Origin of the sequence: Devosia beringensis, assembly GCF_014926585.1 — a bacterium.
Taxonomy (GTDB): Bacteria; Pseudomonadota; Alphaproteobacteria; order Rhizobiales; family Devosiaceae; genus Devosia; species Devosia beringensis.
The window spans coordinates 195,525-213,911 of record NZ_CP045422.1 but is presented as its reverse complement, the minus strand read 5'-3'; the positions used below and the strand labels follow the sequence as shown (position 1 = coordinate 213,911).

22 protein-coding genes and 1 riboswitch are annotated in these 18,387 nt (G+C 62.6%); of the genes, 15 read left to right on the top strand and 7 right to left on the bottom strand.

What is annotated here, in order from left to right:
* Positions 1 to 41: 41 nt before the first annotated feature.
* Positions 42 to 1,055: a porphobilinogen synthase gene (hemB, locus tag GDR53_RS01150; RefSeq protein ID WP_232846690.1), complete on the bottom strand. Its 1,014-nt coding sequence runs from the start codon at positions 1,053 to 1,055 to the stop codon at positions 42 to 44.
* Between the two features lie 94 nt (positions 1,056 to 1,149).
* Here hemB and GDR53_RS01145 point away from each other — a divergent pair, with 94 nt between their 5' ends.
* The 8 genes from GDR53_RS01145 to nusB all read left to right on the top strand — a co-directional run bounded on the left by GDR53_RS01145 (position 1,150) and on the right by nusB (position 7,777).
* Entirely contained in the window at positions 1,150 to 1,539 is a 390-nt protein-coding gene (locus tag GDR53_RS01145) for a hypothetical protein (RefSeq protein WP_193336302.1), read from the top strand.
* 210 nt (positions 1,540 to 1,749) lie between these two features.
* Entirely contained in the window at positions 1,750 to 2,259 is a 510-nt protein-coding gene (ldtR, locus tag GDR53_RS01140; protein ID WP_193336301.1) for a transcriptional regulator LdtR, read from the top strand.
* Positions 2,260 to 2,544: 285 nt separating this feature from the next.
* The gene (locus GDR53_RS01135; RefSeq protein WP_193336300.1) at positions 2,545 to 3,771 is read left to right on the top strand and encodes a L,D-transpeptidase family protein; all 1,227 of its coding nucleotides are present in this window, start codon (positions 2,545 to 2,547) and stop codon (positions 3,769 to 3,771) included.
* Between the two features lie 89 nt (positions 3,772 to 3,860).
* The gene (locus tag GDR53_RS01130) at positions 3,861 to 4,073 is read left to right on the top strand and encodes a DUF6898 family protein (protein ID WP_193336299.1); all 213 of its coding nucleotides are present in this window, start codon (positions 3,861 to 3,863) and stop codon (positions 4,071 to 4,073) included.
* A gap of 48 nt (positions 4,074 to 4,121) precedes the next feature.
* A riboswitch (ZMP/ZTP riboswitch) is annotated at positions 4,122 to 4,204 on the top strand.
* Positions 4,205 to 4,323: 119 nt separating this feature from the next.
* Positions 4,324 to 5,625, top strand: coding sequence for a serine hydroxymethyltransferase (gene glyA, locus GDR53_RS01125; protein WP_193336298.1), 1,302 nt, complete (start codon positions 4,324 to 4,326; stop codon positions 5,623 to 5,625).
* A gap of 9 nt (positions 5,626 to 5,634) precedes the next feature.
* Positions 5,635 to 6,111, top strand: a complete 477-nt coding sequence (gene nrdR, locus GDR53_RS01120; protein WP_193336297.1) for a transcriptional regulator NrdR — start codon at positions 5,635 to 5,637, stop codon at positions 6,109 to 6,111.
* Entirely contained in the window at positions 6,108 to 7,181 is a 1,074-nt protein-coding gene (gene ribD, locus GDR53_RS01115; protein WP_193336296.1) for a bifunctional diaminohydroxyphosphoribosylaminopyrimidine deaminase/5-amino-6-(5-phosphoribosylamino)uracil reductase RibD, read from the top strand. The genes nrdR and ribD overlap by 4 nt, the downstream gene beginning before the upstream one ends.
* A 101-nt stretch (positions 7,182 to 7,282) precedes the next feature.
* Positions 7,283 to 7,777, top strand: coding sequence for a transcription antitermination factor NusB (nusB, locus tag GDR53_RS01110; protein ID WP_193336295.1), 495 nt, complete (start codon positions 7,283 to 7,285; stop codon positions 7,775 to 7,777).
* A 9-nt stretch (positions 7,778 to 7,786) separates the two neighbouring features.
* On the opposite strand, the gene GDR53_RS01105 is transcribed toward nusB, so the two are convergent.
* Both GDR53_RS01105 and GDR53_RS01100 read right to left on the bottom strand, forming a co-directional pair.
* Positions 7,787 to 8,173 (bottom strand): putative immunity protein, encoded by a 387-nt coding sequence (locus tag GDR53_RS01105; protein WP_193336294.1) that lies wholly within the window; start codon positions 8,171 to 8,173, stop codon positions 7,787 to 7,789.
* A gap of 62 nt (positions 8,174 to 8,235) precedes the next feature.
* Positions 8,236 to 8,685 carry an outer membrane protein assembly factor BamE gene (locus GDR53_RS01100; RefSeq protein ID WP_193336293.1) on the bottom strand — a complete coding sequence of 150 codons (450 nt, stop codon included), beginning with the start codon at positions 8,683 to 8,685 and terminating at the stop codon, positions 8,236 to 8,238.
* 167 nt (positions 8,686 to 8,852) lie between these two features.
* On the opposite strand from GDR53_RS01100, the gene GDR53_RS01095 reads away from it, so the two are divergent.
* The 7 genes from GDR53_RS01095 to iolG all read left to right on the top strand — a co-directional run bounded on the left by GDR53_RS01095 (position 8,853) and on the right by iolG (position 14,286).
* Positions 8,853 to 9,380: a ubiquinol-cytochrome C chaperone family protein gene (locus tag GDR53_RS01095; RefSeq protein WP_193336292.1), complete on the top strand. Its 528-nt coding sequence runs from the start codon at positions 8,853 to 8,855 to the stop codon at positions 9,378 to 9,380.
* Positions 9,377 to 9,925 carry a YceD family protein gene (locus tag GDR53_RS01090; RefSeq protein ID WP_193336291.1) on the top strand — a complete coding sequence of 183 codons (549 nt, stop codon included), beginning with the start codon at positions 9,377 to 9,379 and terminating at the stop codon, positions 9,923 to 9,925. Before GDR53_RS01095 ends, GDR53_RS01090 begins: the two co-directional genes overlap by 4 nt.
* 78 nt (positions 9,926 to 10,003) lie before the next feature.
* A complete protein-coding gene (plsX, locus tag GDR53_RS01085) occupies positions 10,004 to 11,065 on the top strand; it encodes a phosphate acyltransferase PlsX (RefSeq protein WP_193336290.1) in 1,062 nt (353 codons plus the stop codon).
* 4 nt (positions 11,066 to 11,069) lie between these two features.
* Positions 11,070 to 12,047, top strand: a complete 978-nt coding sequence (locus tag GDR53_RS01080; protein ID WP_193336289.1) for a beta-ketoacyl-ACP synthase III — start codon at positions 11,070 to 11,072, stop codon at positions 12,045 to 12,047.
* Between the two features lie 243 nt (positions 12,048 to 12,290).
* Positions 12,291 to 12,602 (top strand): integration host factor subunit alpha, encoded by a 312-nt coding sequence (locus GDR53_RS01075; RefSeq protein ID WP_193336288.1) that lies wholly within the window; start codon positions 12,291 to 12,293, stop codon positions 12,600 to 12,602.
* A 24-nt stretch (positions 12,603 to 12,626) separates the two neighbouring features.
* A complete protein-coding gene (locus GDR53_RS01070; protein WP_193336287.1) occupies positions 12,627 to 13,082 on the top strand; it encodes a MerR family transcriptional regulator in 456 nt (151 codons plus the stop codon).
* 166 nt (positions 13,083 to 13,248) lie between these two features.
* Positions 13,249 to 14,286 (top strand): inositol 2-dehydrogenase, encoded by a 1,038-nt coding sequence (iolG, locus tag GDR53_RS01065; RefSeq protein ID WP_193336286.1) that lies wholly within the window; start codon positions 13,249 to 13,251, stop codon positions 14,284 to 14,286.
* Positions 14,287 to 14,399: 113 nt separating this feature from the next.
* Here iolG and iolB read toward each other — a convergent pair whose 3' ends face one another.
* The 4 genes from iolB to iolD form a co-directional block, all read right to left on the bottom strand.
* Positions 14,400 to 15,203, bottom strand: coding sequence for a 5-deoxy-glucuronate isomerase (iolB, locus tag GDR53_RS01060; protein WP_193336285.1), 804 nt, complete (start codon positions 15,201 to 15,203; stop codon positions 14,400 to 14,402).
* Complete coding sequence (locus tag GDR53_RS01055; protein ID WP_193336284.1) at positions 15,145 to 15,393, bottom strand: hypothetical protein; 249 nt, start codon at positions 15,391 to 15,393, stop codon at positions 15,145 to 15,147. The genes iolB and GDR53_RS01055 overlap by 59 nt, the downstream gene beginning before the upstream one ends.
* Positions 15,394 to 15,454: 61 nt before the next feature.
* Positions 15,455 to 16,372, bottom strand: a complete 918-nt coding sequence (gene iolE / locus GDR53_RS01050) for a myo-inosose-2 dehydratase (RefSeq protein ID WP_193336283.1) — start codon at positions 16,370 to 16,372, stop codon at positions 15,455 to 15,457.
* Between the two features lie 147 nt (positions 16,373 to 16,519).
* On the bottom strand, positions 16,520 to 18,367 hold the full coding sequence (gene iolD / locus GDR53_RS01045; RefSeq protein WP_193336282.1) for a 3D-(3,5/4)-trihydroxycyclohexane-1,2-dione acylhydrolase (decyclizing): 1,848 nt from the start codon (positions 18,365 to 18,367) through the stop codon (positions 16,520 to 16,522).
* Positions 18,368 to 18,387 lie beyond the last annotated feature (20 nt).

Here is an 18,387-nt window from a genome sequence, read left to right as displayed (position 1 = left end):
TAAAATCCTGCCCGGTTATCCGGCCCCGACGCCTATGCCGCTTATTTGCCCAGGTCGCGGGCGACCTCGAGCGCAAAATAGCTCAGCACGCCATTGGCGCCCGCCCGCTTGAAGGCATGCAGGCTTTCCAGGATCGAGCCCTTGCGATCGATCGCCCCTGCGGCGGCGGCCAGCTCGATCATCGCGAATTCCCCGCTCACCTGATAGGCGTAGATGGGAATGTTGAAGCTGTCCCTGGCGCGGCGGACGATGTCCAGATAGGGCAGCCCGGGCTTGACCATGATGCTGTCGGCGCCCTCGGCAATGTCCTGCTCGATCTCGCGCATGGCCTCATCGGAATTGGCATAGTCCATCTGATAGGTGCGCTTGTCGCCCTGGAGTCGGCTGCCCGAACCGACCGCTTCGCGGAACGGTCCATAGAAGTACGACGCATATTTGGCGGCATAGGCCATGATCTGGGTCTGCTCGAAGCCATTGTCGTCGAGTGCTGCGCGGATGGCGCCGACTCGGCCGTCCATCATGTCGGAGGGCGCAATGATATCGGCACCGGCCTTGGACTGCACCAAAGCCGACTTGATCATCACCGCAACGGTCTCGTCATTGAGGATTTCGCCGTCCCGCACCAGCCCGTCCTGGCCATCGCTGGAATACTCATCCAGCGCCACATCGGCGATCAGTCCGATCTCGGGCACCGCGCTCTTGATGGCGCTGAGCGCCCGGCACATCAGATTATCCGGATTGTAGGCCTCGGCGCCGTTCTCGCTGCGCAGATGGTCAGGCGTGTTGGGAAACAGCGCCAGCGCCGGAATGCCGGCATCGCGCGCCTGCCGCGCTGCCTCGACACAGAGATCGACACTCAGCCGCTGTACGCCGGGCATGGTGCGGATGGCGGTCTTCTCGTTATGCCCCTCGATGACAAAGAGCGGCCAGATCAGGTCGGACGGCGTCAATGTGGTTTCGCGCACCATGGCCCGGCTCCACGCCGTCCGCCGCGTGCGGCGCAGCCGCTGCCCGCCGAGAAAATCCATGTCGTGCTTCTGCCACTGCTCGGCCATCATCGTCTCCTGTATTGCAGGGGGTTTATCAGGGGCCTGCGGCCACTCCAAGCACCGGCTTGTCGCAACCCCTCCGGACGGATAGAAAACCACGATGGATTTCAACGCTTCCCCAATCGGCATCTATATCCGCATCGTCGCCATCATCAGCCTGATGCTGGGGCTCAACGATGCCGCCCGTCTGCTCGGCGTCAATCTCGGTTCCGTCAGTCCCATCACGACGATGGGCATGACAGGCTTTGTCTATCTGGCCATCTTTGCCCTGGCGCGCCTGTTCGCGGCGGTCGGCCTCTGGATCAAGGCCAGTTGGGGTGCAGTGCTGCTGGTGGGCGCCACCAGTGTCGAACTGGCGCTCTATCTGATGGGCAGCAGCGACGTCGACATGAGTGCCATCGGCTTTGCCGTGCGGCTGGTATTGCTAGCCTCGATCATCATTATTTTCGTCCTCAGCATCCGCATTCGCCGGGCTGGCGCAGCCGACTGAACGACCATGGCTGCAATTGCTTCAAACGCGTTCACACCCCCGTAAGGTTACAGAATCCTCTACCGGTGTAACGAAGAATAAAGCCAAATTCTCATTGCATTCCAGTAAGATGCTCTTAATCACGCTGCTTAGGGCGATCTTAGAAAGGCCACGGTAGTTTAGGCTCATGAGATGCGAAAAATCGCGCAGACTGCAAACAGTGAGGCTACCATGGCATTCAAATCCAACGCAGCTGAGGCCCTGACCCCAGAAGGCTCCAAGAGCTTGAAGCCGCTCTATATGGAGGCTGTTTCCCGGGTCGAGCGCCTGCACCGCCGCCTGCTCGACCTGATAAAGGACGAGTTCGACCGCATGGGCTGGGACGACATCAACCCGGTCCAGGCACTGCTGATGTTCAACATCGGTGATGCCGAGCTGACGGCTGGCGAGCTGCGTTCGCGGGGCTACTATCTTGGCTCCAACGTGTCCTACAACCTCAAGAAGCTGGTCGAGACCGGTTACATCTTCCAGGAGCGCTCGCGTTCCGACCGCCGTTCGGTCCGCATCAAGCTGACCCCAAAGGGCGAAGAAGTGGCTGAAGTTATCGACGAGCTCTACGATCGCCACCTCAAGTCCATCGATAAGGTCGGTGGTCTTGGCGACGACGAATTCGACGGCCTCAACAAGGCGCTGGCCCGTCTGGAACGCTTCTGGGTCGATCAGATCCTCTACAAGCTCTAGGCTCGCGCAGCAGCACCTGTTGCTGGCCTGCCACATTGATTTGCAAACGCCGGTCCCATGGGCCGGCGTTCTCATTTCTGCCGCAAACTCAAGCAAATCGGGGTAGGTGGTTCAACAACCATTTCCCGCGTCGCCAGAGAAACTAACAGCTGACCTGGTTCACATGCGTTTGAGCGCGTTGTGACAGTTGGAGCGGAATGGTAAAAGTGCTTCTGCTTCGGCCATCAGACAGAATCGGGTGAATTAATGCGGCTCAATCGACGTTCTCTCCTCCGGTACACGGCCATGGCCGGGGCTAGTCTGGCCCTGCCAACTGCCCTGCGCGCGCAAGAGGGCGAGTCGATATTCGACTTGTTCGATCGCAATCGCGTGCTGCGGGACGCCGACAAGGGCGGCAATACCATGGCCGCCGAAGCGCTGATCGCTACCAATGAGCCGATCCTGTCGTTCGATACGGTCTACAATCTGCAGATGGCCATCGCCCAGTACGAGCCTTTTGTCGCCGCCGGCGGTTGGGAAGAGATTCCCCAGGAGGCCTATACCCTCACCTTGGGCAATTCCACCAAGGCCGTGATTGCCCTCAAGCGCCGCCTGATTTCCTCGGGCGATATGGCCATGGTCGAGAACGTCAACGACGTCTTCGACGCGGCCACCGATGCCGGCGTCCGCAAGTTCCAAGCCCGCCACGGTCTCAACATCACCGGCCAGGTGGATGAAGCCACTTGGTACGCCATGGCCGTCCCCGCTCAGCAGCGCCTGCAGCAGCTCTATCTCAATTACACACGCGTTCAGGCGCTCGCCCCCAAGCTGAACCCGCGTTATGTCGTGGTCAATATTCCGGCCGCCACCATCGAAGCCGTCAGTGACGGCATGGTCGAGCAGCGCCATACTGCCGTGGTGGGCCGCGTCGATCGCGCCACCCCGATCATGGCCAGCAAGGTCAGCCAGATCAACTTCAACCCCTACTGGCATGTGCCCAAGTCGCTCGTCGAACGCGACCTGACCAAGTACATGAAAGAAGATCCCGAATATCTGGCCAAGCAGAACATCCATATCTATGACGGCAGCGGCGCCGAAATCTCGCCCGCCACCATCGACTGGAACAATCTGGGCAACGCCATCAACTACATGTATCGCCAGGAGCCCGGCGCCGAAAATTCCATGGGCCACTGCAAGATCAACTTCTTCAATCCCTATGATTGCTACCTGCACGACACGCCGTCCAAGGCCCTGTTCGACGAGAATGCCCGCTTCCACTCGTCCGGTTGCGTCCGCGTTGAAGGCGTGAATCAGCTGGTAAACTGGCTGCTGCGTGACAATGGCGACTGGGACATCACCAAGGTCGATGCCCAGTTCGAATCCAACCAGCGCCTCGATGTCGAGTGCAAGGCCCGCGTGCCGTTGCACACCACCTACATTACGGCCTGGGCCAATCGCCAGGGCACCGTCAGCTTCCGCGACGACGTCTACAAATTCGACGAGCAGGGCAAGGTCAGCTTCGAAGAAGCCTGAGCCCCTTGTCTTCGCCGCGACATTGAGCGCCCTCCCAACGGAGGGCGCTTTTCTGTTGGCGGCCCGCCGAATCTTGCTATCGTGCCGGTATGGGGCAGGGCGAAGTCTATTTTGAATTCTCGCAGGTCGGCCGGCAGATGCGGGTTGCGGCCATCGATGCCGATACCGGTATCGAGGTCATTGTCATCACGCCGGTATCCGCTACCAAAATGCAGATGCAGCAACTGGCGCTGGCCAAGCTGCTCAAAAAGCTCGGCACCACCCCGCCGCCGCCGGCTCGGCCCGCTGGAAAACTCGCTTGAGCCCAACGCAAAGTCTCTTTCGCTCACGGCGCTTCTGCGGCATAGTTGGGCTGTTCGCGCGACTGGCGAGAAGAGATGGGGAACCATCGGGGAACGCGAACCTTGTAGAGCCGCTCGCCTGGGCACCCATTTGCACACAGGGAGCCCGCATGCACCGATCTCAGTTTTCCCGGCCTTGGAATCGCACTTCGCCCCGTGATAAAGGCTGCATCACGCCCGCATTTTTCGTCCGTTTCGAGGTACTTGTTCCATGAGCGCCGCCACCGCACTTCCGCTCTTTCCGGACTTTTTCACCAGCTCGGTCAATCAGACCGATCCTGAACTGGCTGCCGCCATGCGCGACGAGCTGGCGCGCCAGCAGGGCGAAATCGAGCTGATCGCCTCGGAGAACATCGTTTCCCGGGCTGTGCTTGAAGCCCAGGGCTCGGTACTCACCAACAAATATGCCGAGGGCTATCCCGGCCGCCGCTATTATGGCGGCTGCCAGTATGTCGACGTTGCCGAAACCCTGGCCATCGAGCGCGCCAAGCAGCTGTTCGGCGTCGACTATGCCAATGTGCAGCCCAATTCCGGCTCGCAGGCCAATCAGGGCGTCTACCAGGCGCTGATCCAGCCCGGTGACACTATTCTGGGCATGTCGCTCGACGCTGGCGGTCACCTGACCCACGGCGCCAAGCCCAATCAGTCGGGCAAGTGGTTCAACGCCATCCAGTACGGCCTGCGCAAGCAGGACGGCCTGGTCGATATGGAACAGGTGCGCAGCCTCGCCCTTGAGCATCAGCCCAAGATGATCATCGCCGGCTTCTCCGCCTATTCGCGCATCATGGACTGGGCCGCCTTCCGCGCCATCGCCGATGAGGTCGGCGCCATTCTGTTCGTCGACATGGCCCATGTGGCCGGTCTCGTCGCTGGTGGCGTCTATCCCAGCCCGTTCCCGCATGCCCATGTCGCCACCACCACCACCCACAAGACGCTGCGCGGCCCGCGCGGCGGTCTGATCCTGACCAATGACGAAGCCATTGCCAAGAAGATCAACTCGGCCATTTTCCCGGGCATCCAGGGCGGTCCGTTGATGCATGTGATCGCGGCCAAGGCAGTGGCCTTCAAGGAAGCCTTGCAGCCCGATTTCAAGGCCTATGCCCGCCAGGTTGTCGCCAATGCCAAGGTGCTGGCCGAAACACTGGTCAAGGGCGGTGTCGATATCGTCAGCCAGGGCACAGACAATCACCTGATGCTGGTCGACCTTCGGCCCAAGGGTCTCACCGGTAAGGCAACCGAGCAGGCACTCGAACGCGCCCATATTACCTGCAACAAGAACGCCGTGCCCTTCGATCCGGAAAAACCGGCCATCACCTCAGGCATTCGTCTTGGCACGCCTGCCGGTACGACGCGCGGCTTCGGCGAAGCCGAGTTCAAGCTGATTGGCGAGCTGATCATCGAAGTACTCGATGGCCTCAAGGAAAACGGCGACGACAATAACGGTGCCGTTGAAGCGCAGGTGCGTGCCAAGGTGAAAAGCCTCACCGACCGCTTCCCGATCTACGGTCTGTAAGGGAAAACCATGCGCTGTCCCTATTGCGGCAATGACGACACGCAGGTCAAGGACAGCCGGCCCACCGAGGATTCCGGGGCCATCCGCCGCCGCCGCGTCTGTAATGGCTGCGGCGGCCGCTTCACCACCTTCGAGCGGGTGCAGTTGCGCGATCTGACCGTGGTCAAGAAGAGCGGCCGCAAGGTGCCCTTCGATCGCGAAAAGCTGGCGCGCTCGGTCTATACCGCCCTGCGCAAGCGGGCTGTTGAACCCGATCGCATCGAGCGCATGATATCGGGCATCGTCCGCCAGCTCGAGAGCCTGGGTGACGTGGAGGTGACCTCCGACCAGATCGGCGAATATGTCATGGACGGCCTCAAGGGCCTCGATGACGTCGCCTTTGTCCGCTTCGCCTCGGTCTACAAGAATTTTTCCGCTGCCGATGACTTCCGCAATTTTCTGGCCGAGCTGGCGGAAGGGCAGGGTACCCTGCGCGATGACGATTGACCCAGGCAACCGCTGAAGACCTGCGCTGGCTCGATGCTGCCGTGCGGTATGCGACGCCGTTTCTGGGCACCACCGCCGACAATCCCTGCGCCGCGGCCCTGGTCGTCGAACCGCGCAGCCAGACCCTGATCGCCCGCGCCGTCACCGCGCGGGGCGGCCGCCCGCATCCTGAAGCCCTGGCGCTGGAAAGCGCCGGCTTCGAAGCCGCCGGAGCCACCCTCTATGTCACGCTGGAGCCCTGCCACCATTGGGGCCGCACGCCGCCCTGCGCCGATGCCATTGTCCGCTCCGGCGTGATGCGGGTCGTCATTGGTGTTGTCGATCCGGACCCCCGCGCAGCCAAAGCCGGCATCGAGCGCCTCGAATCTGCAGGCATCGAAGTGGTCCTGGCCAGCCATGCTCCCTCCGCCGCCCTGCATGCCGGCCATTTGCGCCAGCACATCAAGGCGCGGCCCTATGTGACGGCGATGCTCGTCGTCTCGCCCGAGGAAAAGATTGTCACGGCCACCACCGGCATGGCGCGTGACTGGATCGACCTGCAGCGGTCCCGCTCCAGCGCGGTGCTGGTCGGTGCGGCCACTGCCCGTGCCCAGCAGGCGCAACTGGCTGTTGCCCTCCCGGGACTGACGGCACGCACACCCCTGCGCGTCGTGCTGGCGGGCGCACAAGGCGCCGATCGTAGCGTGAATCTGATTGGCAGGTTTTCCGGCCATCGCACGGCAATCATTGCGGAAAACGACGCCAGCGTCGACGCCCCGGTCTCGGTTGAGGTGCTGCGCGTCAAGGGTTCAAGGGGGCGTCCCGACCTGGCCGCCAGCCTGGGCGCCCTGGCCAGCAAGGGCATTCAAAACCTGCTGGTCGAACCGGGTGCCCGCCTCACGGCCGCCCTGCTGTTCGCCGGCCTGATTGATTGTTTCGGCCTGATCAGGAGCAGCGCAGCTCCGAATACCGGTCCGGCAGCGGCCAGCAGCGGCAAGATTGCCGACCTTATCCAGGCCGCCGGCCTGGTTGAGCGTGGCCAACAGACCCACGGCACCGATACGCTCACCTTTTTTCGACGTCCCGAATAGAAGCTGCCAGCCAATTCTATTGATGTTCCCGTCCGGGGCGACTATGGGGTTGGCCCTTCCCGCCCGGCGTCTGCATCCCGGAACGAACAGAGTGACATTCCATGGCTGATGCCCCCAAGCGCAATCCCCAGAGTGACAAGCCGGCCAACCAGCGCGGCGCTGCCCGCCTGGCGGCTGTGCAGGCGCTCTACCAGATGGACATTGGCCGCGCCTCGCTCGAGGATACGCTGGCCCAGTTTGGCAGCTTTCATCTGGGCCGCGAGATCGAGGGCGAGCAATACCTGCCCGCCGATGCCGATTTCTTTCGCCAGATCGTGTCAGGCGTCACCAAGCATCAGCTTGAAATTGATCCCGCAGTCGACCGGGCCCTGGCCGATGGCTGGCCGGTAGAGCGGGTCGACGCGACGCTTCGCGCCATTCTGCGGGCGGCCGCCTTTGAGCTGCTGCGCCGCCAGGATATCCCGCCGCGCGTGGTGATCACCGAATATGTCGACATCGCCAAGGCCTTTTACGAGGACGACGCATCGGGCCTGGTCAATGGCACGCTCGATGCCATTGCCCGCGAAGCTGGCTCCGATCTCAAAGAGACGCGCTGAGCGTCTCGCCTAATCGGGCATCGGTACGTTTTCGTCCTGCCAGCTCTCTTCTGCCACATCATCGCCGCCTGCAGCCGCCACAGCCTTGACGGCGGCATTGGCCGCGTTGCGCGCATGGCCTGGAATATGCGCTGTCGCTGCAGCGTGCGCGGCTGACCGTGCCGCCTCTCGCGCCGCCGGGGTGCCAGCTTCACGTGCCGCCGTATGGGCGGCAATGGCTGCCTTGCGGGCGTCGGCCAGGGTAATCTTGCCATTGGCCCAGCGGCGCGCTGCCGAGATCGCGGCCTTGACGCGCGAGTCGCCCGGCTTGGCGGCCTCGAAGAGCGGCAGGACGCGTTCGGCGCAGTCCGCTGCCCAGCTGGCAATGGCTTTGTGCTGCTTTGTGTTGTGTTGCATCGGGTCTCCAAAAGCAAAAAGCCCCGGTTTCCCGGGGCTTCAAAATTGTATGGGTCTGCGGCCTAGAAGGACTGCAGGATCTGGTCGATAAAGGTCCGATCTTCGCCGAACGACGGGGTGCGCCGCGTTTCGATGGTGACCGTCTTGCCGTCCTTGAGCGAATAGACGGCCTTGTCGACCACCTTGCCGTTCTTGTCAAAATAGATCGCCAGCACGGTACGCGAATCGATCATCGTCAGGCCGAACGCGGTCTGGCGTACCTTGGTCTCGACATAGTACCAGGCGGTCTGGTCACCGAATGTATTGGTCGACTGCGGGGAGCCCAGCACCAGCGTCACCAGTTCCTGGCTTTGGCCGTTGCGTATCTGCGCCTGGGCACTGTCGGAAATTTCGTAGCCCTGTGTCCGCGCATTGATCAGCGATGTGCTGCTGCTGCAGGCGCCCAGGGCGACCGCGAGAACGACAGCAGCGGCGAGGGGCGCGAGTGAACCGTGAACGGTACGCAGTGGCATGAATTTGACTTTCCCGATGGCTCTCGACTATAGGCACGACTGCAAGGCGGCAATGCTTCAACCGCCGGAATGTGTAGCTGCCAACCTGCCTGTCTGGCAAGCCGGCAATGGTCCCAAGGGCCGTTGTGCCCTTGTGTTAGGCCGATCACGAAGCTGAGCGCAACCCCATGATAATGAACCTGTTCCGCAAGAATACAGCAACTGAACCGGTTTACGCCGTCTATAGCGCCATTGTGGCGCAATCCCGGCAACCCCATTTCTATGCTGATTGGCACGTGCCCGATACGGTGACCGGCCGGTTTGACATGATCAGCCTGCACATGGCGCTGCTGTTCCGCCGGCTGCGCAGCGAGCCCGGCGCCGGCAAGGATTTCAGCCAGGCGGTATTCGACCTGTTCTTCAAGGATATGGATCGTTCCCTGCGCGAGATGGGGGTGGGAGACCTCGGAGTCCCCAAGCGCATCCAGAAGATGGGCAATGTGTTTTTCGGGCTGCTGGCAGCCTTGTCCGAAGCCATGGATCGCAACGATCCAGCCGCACTTCAGGCGGTTTTGGCGCGCAACGTCTTTGCCGACAGCCAGGAGGCCGAAGTCAGCGCCATGGCTGAATATCTGCTGCGCCAGGACGCGGCCATTGCCCGTCAATCCGCCGAGGCCATCACCGATGGCACCATTGAGTTTGTGAGCCCGCTATGAGCCAGTCCGATACCCCCATTATTGACGCCATCGTGCGTGTGGACCGCCTGCCATCCGCCGGCCGTTCGGTTGACGTGGCGCCGGACGCGGCCGCTCGGGCCGAACTGGCCAAAATTCTCAATGTCCAGGCGGTCGAAGCCATGCAGGCATCGCTGACCGTCACGCCTCTACGTGGTGGTATCCGGGCGCTCGGCCATCTGACGGCCCGCATCGTACAGGCATCTGTGGTGTCCTTTGAACCGGTGGTGCAGGACATTGACGAGGTGGTGGACCGTGTGTTTCTCCCGGCCAGCACCGAGAACGTGCCCACGCCGGGCTCGGAGATCTTCGTCGACCTCGAGGACGACGATTTCCCCGACCACATCGACGGTCCTGAAGTCGATCTCAGCGCGCTGCTGATCGAAACCATTGCTCTGGCCATCGATCCCTATCCACGTCGGCCCGGCGAAAGCCTGGAGTCATTGGGCCTCAACGACGATGGCGAGCCCTCGGGGCCCTTCGCCGCCCTGACGAAACTCAAGAAGTCCACCGACATTGACCGGTAGCAACAGTGCCGGGGCTTGCACCGAGTCCGCGATGGGCTATGTTCGCATGCCGGCCGATCAGGCGGAAAACGGGCTGAAATGACCGAAACAGTTACACTATCAGTGGATGCCATGGGCGGCGACAATGCTCCCCGCGCGGTCGTCCACGGCGCCCACCTGCTGTTCCAGCAGCACAAGAATGCCTGCTTCCTCTTTCATGGACGCCAGGAACTGATCGCCCCGCTGCTCGAAGAATATCCGGCCCTCAAGCCGGTTTCGACGGTGCGCCACTGCGAGACGGTGATCGCGATGGATGAAAAGCCCAGCCAGGCCTTGCGCAAGGGCCGGGGCACCTCATCGATGTGGATGGCCATCCAGGCCGTCAAGGATGGCGAAGCGGGCGTCGCCGTTTCCGGCGGCAATACCGGGGCGCTGATGGCCATGGCCACCTTCTGCCTGCGCCCCATGGAGGGCATTTCCCGCCCGGGCATCGCCGCCATCTGGCCCACCCTGCGCAGCGACATCGTCGTGCTCGACATGGGCGCCACCATTGGCGCCGATGCGCGCCAGCTGGTCGACTATGCCATTCTGGGCTCGGCGCTGGCGCGGTGCCTCTTCAATCATGCCTCGCCCACAGTTGGCCTGCTCAATGTCGGCACCGAGGAAGTCAAAGGCCTTGAATCGATCAAGGAAGCCGGGCGCATGCTGACCGAGGCCAGCGGCGCCGGCTTTACCTATCATGGCTTTGTCGAAGGCGATGACATCGGCAAGGGGACGGTCGACGTCGTCGTTACCGAGGGTTTTGTCGGCAATATCGCGCTCAAGACAGCCGAAGGCACAGCCCGTCAGGTCGGCTCCTACCTGCGCACGGCGCTCAAATCCAACCTGATGAGCCGCATCGGCGCCCTGTTTGCCACCTCAGCGCTCAATGCGCTGCGCCGCCGCATGGACCCGCGCACCGTCAATGGCGGCGTGTTCATGGGCCTCAACGGCATCGTCATCAAATCGCATGGCGGTACTGATGAAGTCGGTTACAAGAGCGCGCTGTCGCTGGGTTACGAAATGGCCCGCAGCAATCTGATCGAGAAGATCAACGATACCATGAAGCAATTCCCCATCAAGGCGGCCCCTGCCGCCATTGACTCAGAATCCGAGGCGTAACGGCGTGACCAAGACGCGTTCCATTATCCGTGGTGTCGGTGGCTATCTGCCTGAAAAGATACTCACCAATGCTGAACTGGCCACCATGGTCGACACTTCCGATGAGTGGATCCAGCAACGGGTCGGCATCAAGGAGCGCCATATTGCCGCCGAGGGGCAGTTCACCTCCGACCTGGCTGTCGAGGCCGCCAAACGGGCCATGGCCGATGCGGGTGTCACCCCCGACGACATCGACCTGATCATCGTCGCCACCACCACCCCCGATTATACGTTCCCGGCTGCCGCCACGCTGGTGCAGATGAAGCTGGGCATGCATCACGGCATGGCCTTCGACCTCCAGGCCGTCTGTTCGGGCTTCGTCTATGGCATGGCCACGGCTGACAGCTATATCAAGAACGGCCTCGCCACCCGCGCTTTGGTGATCGGCGCCGAGACCTTCTCGCGCCTGCTCGACTGGACCGACCGCACCACCTGCGTCCTGTTTGGCGACGGCGCCGGCGCCGTGGTGCTGGAAAAGCTTGAGCTCGATGACGACGCGCCCGAACAGGGCATCCTGGCCTCCGCGCTGCGCTCGGATGGTCACCACTGGCAAAAGCTCTATGTCGATGGCGGCCCATCGACCACGGGCACCACTGGCCATGTGCATATGCAGGGGCCTGAAGTGTTCCGCCACGCCGTGGGCAAGATCACCGATGTGGTCTATGCCACGCTCGAAAAGACCGGCTACACCGTGGCCGACCTCGATTGGTTCGTGCCGCACCAGGCCAACAAGCGCATTATCGAAGGGGCAGGGGCCAAGCTCGGCCTGCCGCCCGAAAAGGTCATCATGACCGTCAGCGAGCATGCCAATACATCGGCCGCCTCCGTCCCCCTGGCGCTGAGCGTGGCCGTGGCCGACGGCCGGATCAAGAAGGGCGATCTCGTCATGCTTGAGGCCATGGGCGGCGGCTTCACCTGGGGCGCCTCCCTGATCCGCTGGTAGGCAGGGTCTGAGCGTGTTGACCTTAGGTGTTTCAAGGCGTTAGTGTCGTTTTCTGGTGGAGGATAAGGCGCCGCAACGGGCTGTATGAGGGGTTTGTGCAGTCCACGGTGCTGACCGGATTGACGGGTTTCTGCTGATTAGCGCGATCTCAACCAGGATTGCGCTTCCGGCACTCTTGCGCGGCGGTGTCATGGACGCTGGCGTCATGGGAAACGCGGCTCTGCGGACAACACGGGGTTTCGAATGACGCAAAAGACGGTAACGCGGGCAGATCTTGCCGAAGTGGTCTATGGCACGGTCGGGCTGTCCAGAACTGAATCGGCCGAATTGGTCGAGCGGGTTCTTGAACTGATCGGGGATGCGTTGATCACCGGTGCCAATGTGAAGCTCTCTTCCTTCGGCTCCTTCCAGGTTCGCTCCAAGAACGAGCGCATCGGCCGCAATCCCAAGACCGGCGAAGAGGTGCCCATCCTGCCGCGACAGGTTCTTGTGTTCAAACCGTCCAACGTGTTGAAGTCCAAGATCAACAAATCTATGGTTGTCTCTGGGAAATAAGCTATCCAGCGAGTCTCAGCCTTCGTGGACAAGTCGCCAGACGCCTTCCGAACCATATCCGAAGCTGCCGAGGAACTGGACCTGCCCCAGCACGTCCTGCGTTTCTGGGAGACCCGCTTTGCCACCATCAAGCCGCTCAAGCGCGGCGGCGGCCGGCGTTATTACCGTCCCGACGATGTCCTGCTGCTGCGCGGCATCCGCCATCTGCTCTATGATCAGGGCTTTACCATCAAGGGCGTGCAGCGCATCCTCAAGGATCAGGGCAGCCGCTATGTCATTGCCGTGGGCGAGGGCAAGTCGATCGATGATATCCTGCCCATGATCGAAGAGGCCGAGGCCGCCGGCGACGCCGCCGAGCTCGAAGACGCCATCATGCTGGCCAGCCCCAACCTCGACCTCGACTCCCGCAACAAGCTCTCCGACGTCATGCGCGAACTGCTCGAGTGCAAGCGCATCCTCGAGCGCGCCCGCGAGACTTGAACGCGTCCCGCAGGGCAAATCGCTGCAGTGCAGCGATTTGAGCGTTCAAGGCCATAAGGGCTACGCCCGCATGGCACGAAGCCTCCGCGCAAATAGAACGTACGTTCCATATTGACACCACGCCGGTGCACGTGTTGCATCGCGCTCTATCTTGAGGAGACTTTCCATGACTGTTCGTTTCGGCCTGCTCGGCGCCGGTCGCATCGGTAAGGTGCATGCCAAGGCCGTGTCGTCCAATCCCCGCGCGACCCTGGTTGCCGTGGCTGACGCCTTTGACCAGGCCGCCAGCGACCTCGCCAGCCAGTATGGCTGCCAGGTGCGCAGCGTTGCCGAGATCCTGGCAGCCTCCGACATAGACGCCGTCGTCATCTGCACCCCGACCGACACCCATGCCGATCTGATCGAGCAGTTCGCCCGGGCCGGCAAGGCCATCTTCTGCGAGAAGCCCATCGATCTGGACGTCGAGCGGGTCAAGTCCTGCCTCAAGGTCGTCGACGCCGAAGCCGGCACGCTGATGGTCGGCTTCAACCGCCGCTTTGATCCCCATTTCATGGCCGTGCGCGATGTCATCGACCGGGGCGAGATCGGCACCGTCGAAATGGTCACCATCGTCTCGCGCGACCCCGGCGCCCCGCCGGTGGATTACATCAAGCGCTCGGGCGGCATTTTCCGCGACATGACCATCCACGATTTCGACATGGCGCGTTTCCTGCTGGGCGAGGAGATCGAGTCGGTCACCGCCCAGGCCTCGGTGCTGATCGATCCCGCCATCGGCACGGCCGGCGACTATGACAGCGTCTCGGTCATGCTGCAGACCGCCACGGGCAAGCACGCCACCATCTCCAATTCGCGCCGCGCCACCTATGGCTATGACCAGCGTATCGAGGTGCACGGCTCAAAGGGCGCCGTCTCGGCCGAGAACCAGCGCCCGGTCTCCATCGAGGTCGCCAATGCCAGCGGCTATACCCGCCCGCCGCTGCATGACTTCTTCATGACCCGCTACCTCGACGCTTATGCCCACGAAATCAGCAGCTTCATCGACTTTGTGGAATCAAAATCTCCGGCCTCGCCGAGCGGCATCGACGGCCTGATCGCCCTGGCTTTGGCCGAAGCCGCACTCAAGTCGGTCAAGGAAAGCCGCACCGTCAAGGTCAGCGAAATCACCGGCGCCCTGGCCGACAAGAGCGTGTTTCAGGGGCGGTGACCCCCAGCTATCCTCCTCCTGAAGGGGGAGGGACCGCATCGAGGCTTTGGTGTGATCGAATACAAGCACCAGGCAGCCCCTCCCCCTTCAGGGGGAGGCCGGGTGGGGGCTGGTTATTTCAGCAGCCACTCATGCTCGGCCGCATTGTGGAATTTCCACACTCGTTTTGGGCCGGCCATCACGTTGAGATAATAGAGGTCATAGCCGGCCACGGTGGCGACAGGGTGATAGCCCTTCGGCACCAGCGTCACGTCGCCATCCTCGATCACCAGCGCCTCATCAAGGCTCCGGTCATCGGTGTAGACCCGTTGCATGGCAAAGCCCTGTGGCGGGTTCAGCCGGTGGTAATAGGTCTCTTCCAGTTCGCTCTCATGGGGCAGGTTGTCCTGGTCATGCTTGTGCGGCGGATAGGAGGAGGTATTGCCCTGCGGGGTGATGACTTCCACGACCAGTAGCGCATTGGCCGCGCCGTCGTCCTCGGGCATGATATTGTGCACGTGGCGCACATTGGCGCCCTTGCCACGGGTGATCTGCTTATGCCGGTCAGGCGGAATGACCTGCGCGGTGTGGCTGCCGCCGCCGGGCGCGGCACAGACGGCCAGTTCCAGCGCCGTGGTGGCCTCGGCCTCCCATTCGCTGCCCATTGGCACATAGACCGCCCAGGGCGCGCCCTCGAACGGGCTCATGCGTTCGCCGATCTCGCCGAGCTCCACGCCGTCGACGCTGATCTTTGCCTTGCCGCTGACCAGCACGAGGCAGAGCTCGTTGATCCCGGCATCGCCATCGGCCGCCTCGCCCAATGCCAGCTTGTGCAGGGCAAAGCCGACATGGCGCCAGCCAGCCGAAGCCGGCGTGATATTATGAACCTGGCCCGTCTTTGCTGTCGGGCGTTGGCGCAGCTTCAGGTGGCTGGACATTGACGGGCTCCTCCTTGGGAAAGGCGTAGAAGAAATTGTAGAGCGAATAGAGCAGCGCCGCGCCCACCAGGAAGGCCCAGAACTGGTCCTGCGTCCAGATCAGCTCCCAGGCGAGCCAGATGGCCAGGAACACGGTGACCGCGACCCGGCGCCAGAGCGGCCGGAACCAGCTTACTTCATTTTCTTTCAAGCCAATTCGCCTTCAGTTTGCGCTGCACTGCACCCTGCTTAGCACAGGCGGGCCCTCGGTTTCACCCCTTGGGAAAGCCCATTGTCTCGACCGTGTAGCCCGCCGCCGACATGACGCGCATCAGTTCCTTGTGCCCCACCTGCGCCATGCGCAACGGTGGATTGGCCTTGGGATCCTGCTCGGCCTCGACAACGAACCAGCCCTCATAGCCATAGTCGGCAAATTTCTGCACGATGGCTCCGAAATCGAGCGACCCATCGCCCGGCACGGTAAAGGCGCCCAGGGCCACGGCGTCGAGGAAAGACTGCTTGGAGCGATCGAGCTTGTTGATCACCTCCATGCGCACGTCTTTGACATGCACGTGGTTGATCCTTGCATGGTGGTTGTCGATGGCGCGCAGCACATCGCCGCCGGCAAAGGCCAAGTGGCCGGCATCGAGCAGCAGCGGAATGCCAGCGCCGGAATGGTTCATGAAAGCGTCGAGCTCGGGCTCGGTCTCGACCACGGCAGCCATATGGTGGTGATAGGAGAGGGGCATGCCCTGTTCCGCGCACCATTCGCCAAAGGCCGTGACCTTGCTTGCATAGGCCTTCATCTCGTCGTCGCCGAGCTTGGGCTTGGTGGCCAGCGGCTTGCTGCGATCGCCCTGTACCGAGCGGCCGACCTCGCCATAGACGATGCAGGGGGCGTTCACGGCCTTGAACAGTTCGATCATCGGCGCAATGCGCGCCTTGTTGGTGGCGAGGTCCTCATCCACCAGCGTGCCGGAGAACCAGCCGCCGCATAGCGTCACATCGGCCGCCTTGAGGATGGGCAGCATCACTTCCGGATCATCGGGGAAGCGGCGGCCCTTTTCCATGCCGGTAAAGCCCGCCGAGCGCGACTGGCGCAGGCACTCTTCCAGCGACACGTCATCGCTGAGTTCAACCAGATCGTCGTTCCACCACGCGATGGGCGACATGCCGAGTTTGGCTTTCATGCTTTTGCTCCTCCCGTACACCCCCACCTAGCCTCCCCCTGAAGGGGGAGGGACAGATAGGGGGGCTTTGATAGATTTCGTCACACCCACCGCACGGTCCCTCCCCCTTCAGGGGGAGGTTAGGTGGGGGTATCCCTGCTTAGGCCCTCAGCCCGCCCGCTGTGCCTTGAGCGCCGTCACATATGCTTCTCGCGCCGCGTTGACCTGCGGCCGGTCACTGACCTCGGGCACCGCCACATCCCACCAATGCCCGCCGGCATCGGTGGAAATCAGCGGATCGGTGTCGATGACGATGACCGTGGTCCGGTCGCTGCTTTCAGTTTCCTGCAGCGCAGTCTCGAGCTCCCCCAGCGAGGCCACCTTGCGCGACACCGCGCCCATGGCGGCGGCATGCGCGGCAAAATCGATTCCAGGCAGAGTGACATTGCTGGTATCCTTCAACAGATTGTTGAAGTTGGCGCCGCCCGTGGCCATTTGCAGCCGGTTGATGCAGCCATAGCCCGCATTGTCGAGCAGCACGATGGTGAGCTTGGCGCCCAGCATGATGGCGCTGACCATCTCGGAATTGGCCATCATATAGCTGCCATCGCCTACCATGACGACGACGTCGGCATCCGGCCGCGCCAGCTTGACGCCGAGCCCCCCGGCAATCTCGTAGCCCATGGTCGAGAAACCGTATTCCATATGGTAGCTGCCCGGCCCCTTGGCCTTCCACAGCTTGTGCAACTCGCCCGGCAGGCCGCCGGCAGCGCAAACGACGATGGCATTGTCGCGCGCGCGCTGCACCGCGCCGATCACCTGGGCGTCCGAGGGCAGTTCGGCATTGCTCGAGGCAGTCGCCTTGTCGGCGGCGGTCAGCCAGTCGTCCTTGCCGGACTTGGCCCGGTCGGTCCAGTCGGGGTCGGCCTGCCAGCCGGTCAGCGCCGCATTGAGCGCCTCGAGCCCGGCGCGGGCATCGGCGACCAGGGGCAGGGCACTATGCTTGTGCGCGTCGAAGGGCTGCACGTTCAGTCCAACGATCTTGAGATGATCGTTCTTGAACAGCGCCCAGGAGCCGGTGGTGAAATCCTGCAACCTTGTGCCGATCGCCAGCACCACATCGGCCTCTTCCGCCAGGGCATTGGCCGCTGCCGTACCGGTAACCCCGACCGAACCCATATTGAGGTCGTGGTCATGCGGCAGACTGGATTTGCCGGCCTGGGTCTCCATCACCGGCACGCCATATCGTTCGGCGAAGCTGCGCAGCGCCGCTGTCGCCTCTGAATAAAGCACGCCGCCGCCTGCGATGATCACCGGCTTCTTGGCCCGGATCAGCGCCGCCGCAGCATGGGCGAATTCATCGCCATCCGGCATCGGCCGGCGCACGCGCCAGACCGTCTCGGCAAAAAAGCTCTCGGGATAATCATAGGCCTCGGCCTGCACGTCCTGGCAGAGGCTGAGCGTCACCGGGCCGCATTCGGCCGGGTCGGTCAGCACCGCCATGGCGCGGCGCAAAGCCGGCATGATCTGCTCGGGCCGGGTAATGCGGTCGAAATAGCGGCTGACCGGCTTGAAGCAGTCATTGGCGGTGACGCTACCATCGCCCCAGTCCTCGACCTGTTGCAGCACCGGATCGGGCAGGCGGTTGGCGAAGACATCGCCAGGCAGCAGCAGCACGGGCAGGCGGTTCACATGGGCCAGGGCGGCAGCGGTGACCATATTGAGCGCGCCCGGGCCAATGGAACTGGTGCAGGCCATGAAGCGGCGTCGGAAGCTGGCCTTGGCAAAGGCAATGGCGGCATGGGCCATGCCCTGCTCGTTCTGCGCCCGATAGGTGGGCAGCGTATCCTTGACGCCATGCAGCGCCTCGCCGATGCCGGCGACATTGCCATGGCCGAAAATGGCGAAGACGCCACCAAAGATCGGCACGATCTCCCCGTCGATCTCGGTCTTCTGCATGGTCATGAAGCGCGCCACGGCCTGGGCCATTGTCAGTCGCACGGTGTTCTGGCTCATCGCCCTGTTCCTCGTCATTG

Bases quoted from the DNA above. Each gene is read 5' to 3' on its own strand.
- hemB (WP_232846690.1), bottom strand. From the start codon at position 1,055: ATGGCCGAGCAGTGGCAGAAGCACGACATGGATTTTCTCGGCGGGCAG.
- GDR53_RS01145 (WP_193336302.1), top strand. From the start codon at position 1,150: ATGGATTTCAACGCTTCCCCAATCGGCATCTATATCCGCATCGTCGCC.
- ldtR (WP_193336301.1), top strand. From the start codon at position 1,750: ATGGCATTCAAATCCAACGCAGCTGAGGCCCTGACCCCAGAAGGCTCC.
- GDR53_RS01135 (WP_193336300.1), top strand. From the start codon at position 2,545: ATGGCCGGGGCTAGTCTGGCCCTGCCAACTGCCCTGCGCGCGCAAGAG.
- GDR53_RS01130 (WP_193336299.1), top strand. From the start codon at position 3,861: ATGGGGCAGGGCGAAGTCTATTTTGAATTCTCGCAGGTCGGCCGGCAG.
- glyA (WP_193336298.1), top strand. From the start codon at position 4,324: ATGAGCGCCGCCACCGCACTTCCGCTCTTTCCGGACTTTTTCACCAGC.
- nrdR (WP_193336297.1), top strand. From the start codon at position 5,635: ATGCGCTGTCCCTATTGCGGCAATGACGACACGCAGGTCAAGGACAGC.
- nusB (WP_193336295.1), top strand. From the start codon at position 7,283: ATGGCTGATGCCCCCAAGCGCAATCCCCAGAGTGACAAGCCGGCCAAC.
- GDR53_RS01105 (WP_193336294.1), bottom strand. From the start codon at position 8,173: ATGCAACACAACACAAAGCAGCACAAAGCCATTGCCAGCTGGGCAGCG.
- GDR53_RS01100 (WP_193336293.1), bottom strand. From the start codon at position 8,685: ATGCCACTGCGTACCGTTCACGGTTCACTCGCGCCCCTCGCCGCTGCT.
- GDR53_RS01095 (WP_193336292.1), top strand. From the start codon at position 8,853: ATGATAATGAACCTGTTCCGCAAGAATACAGCAACTGAACCGGTTTAC.
- GDR53_RS01090 (WP_193336291.1), top strand. From the start codon at position 9,377: ATGAGCCAGTCCGATACCCCCATTATTGACGCCATCGTGCGTGTGGAC.
- plsX (WP_193336290.1), top strand. From the start codon at position 10,004: ATGACCGAAACAGTTACACTATCAGTGGATGCCATGGGCGGCGACAAT.
- GDR53_RS01075 (WP_193336288.1), top strand. From the start codon at position 12,291: ATGACGCAAAAGACGGTAACGCGGGCAGATCTTGCCGAAGTGGTCTAT.
- iolG (WP_193336286.1), top strand. From the start codon at position 13,249: ATGACTGTTCGTTTCGGCCTGCTCGGCGCCGGTCGCATCGGTAAGGTG.
- iolB (WP_193336285.1), bottom strand. From the start codon at position 15,203: ATGTCCAGCCACCTGAAGCTGCGCCAACGCCCGACAGCAAAGACGGGC.
- iolE (WP_193336283.1), bottom strand. From the start codon at position 16,372: ATGAAAGCCAAACTCGGCATGTCGCCCATCGCGTGGTGGAACGACGAT.
- iolD (WP_193336282.1), bottom strand. From the start codon at position 18,367: ATGAGCCAGAACACCGTGCGACTGACAATGGCCCAGGCCGTGGCGCGC.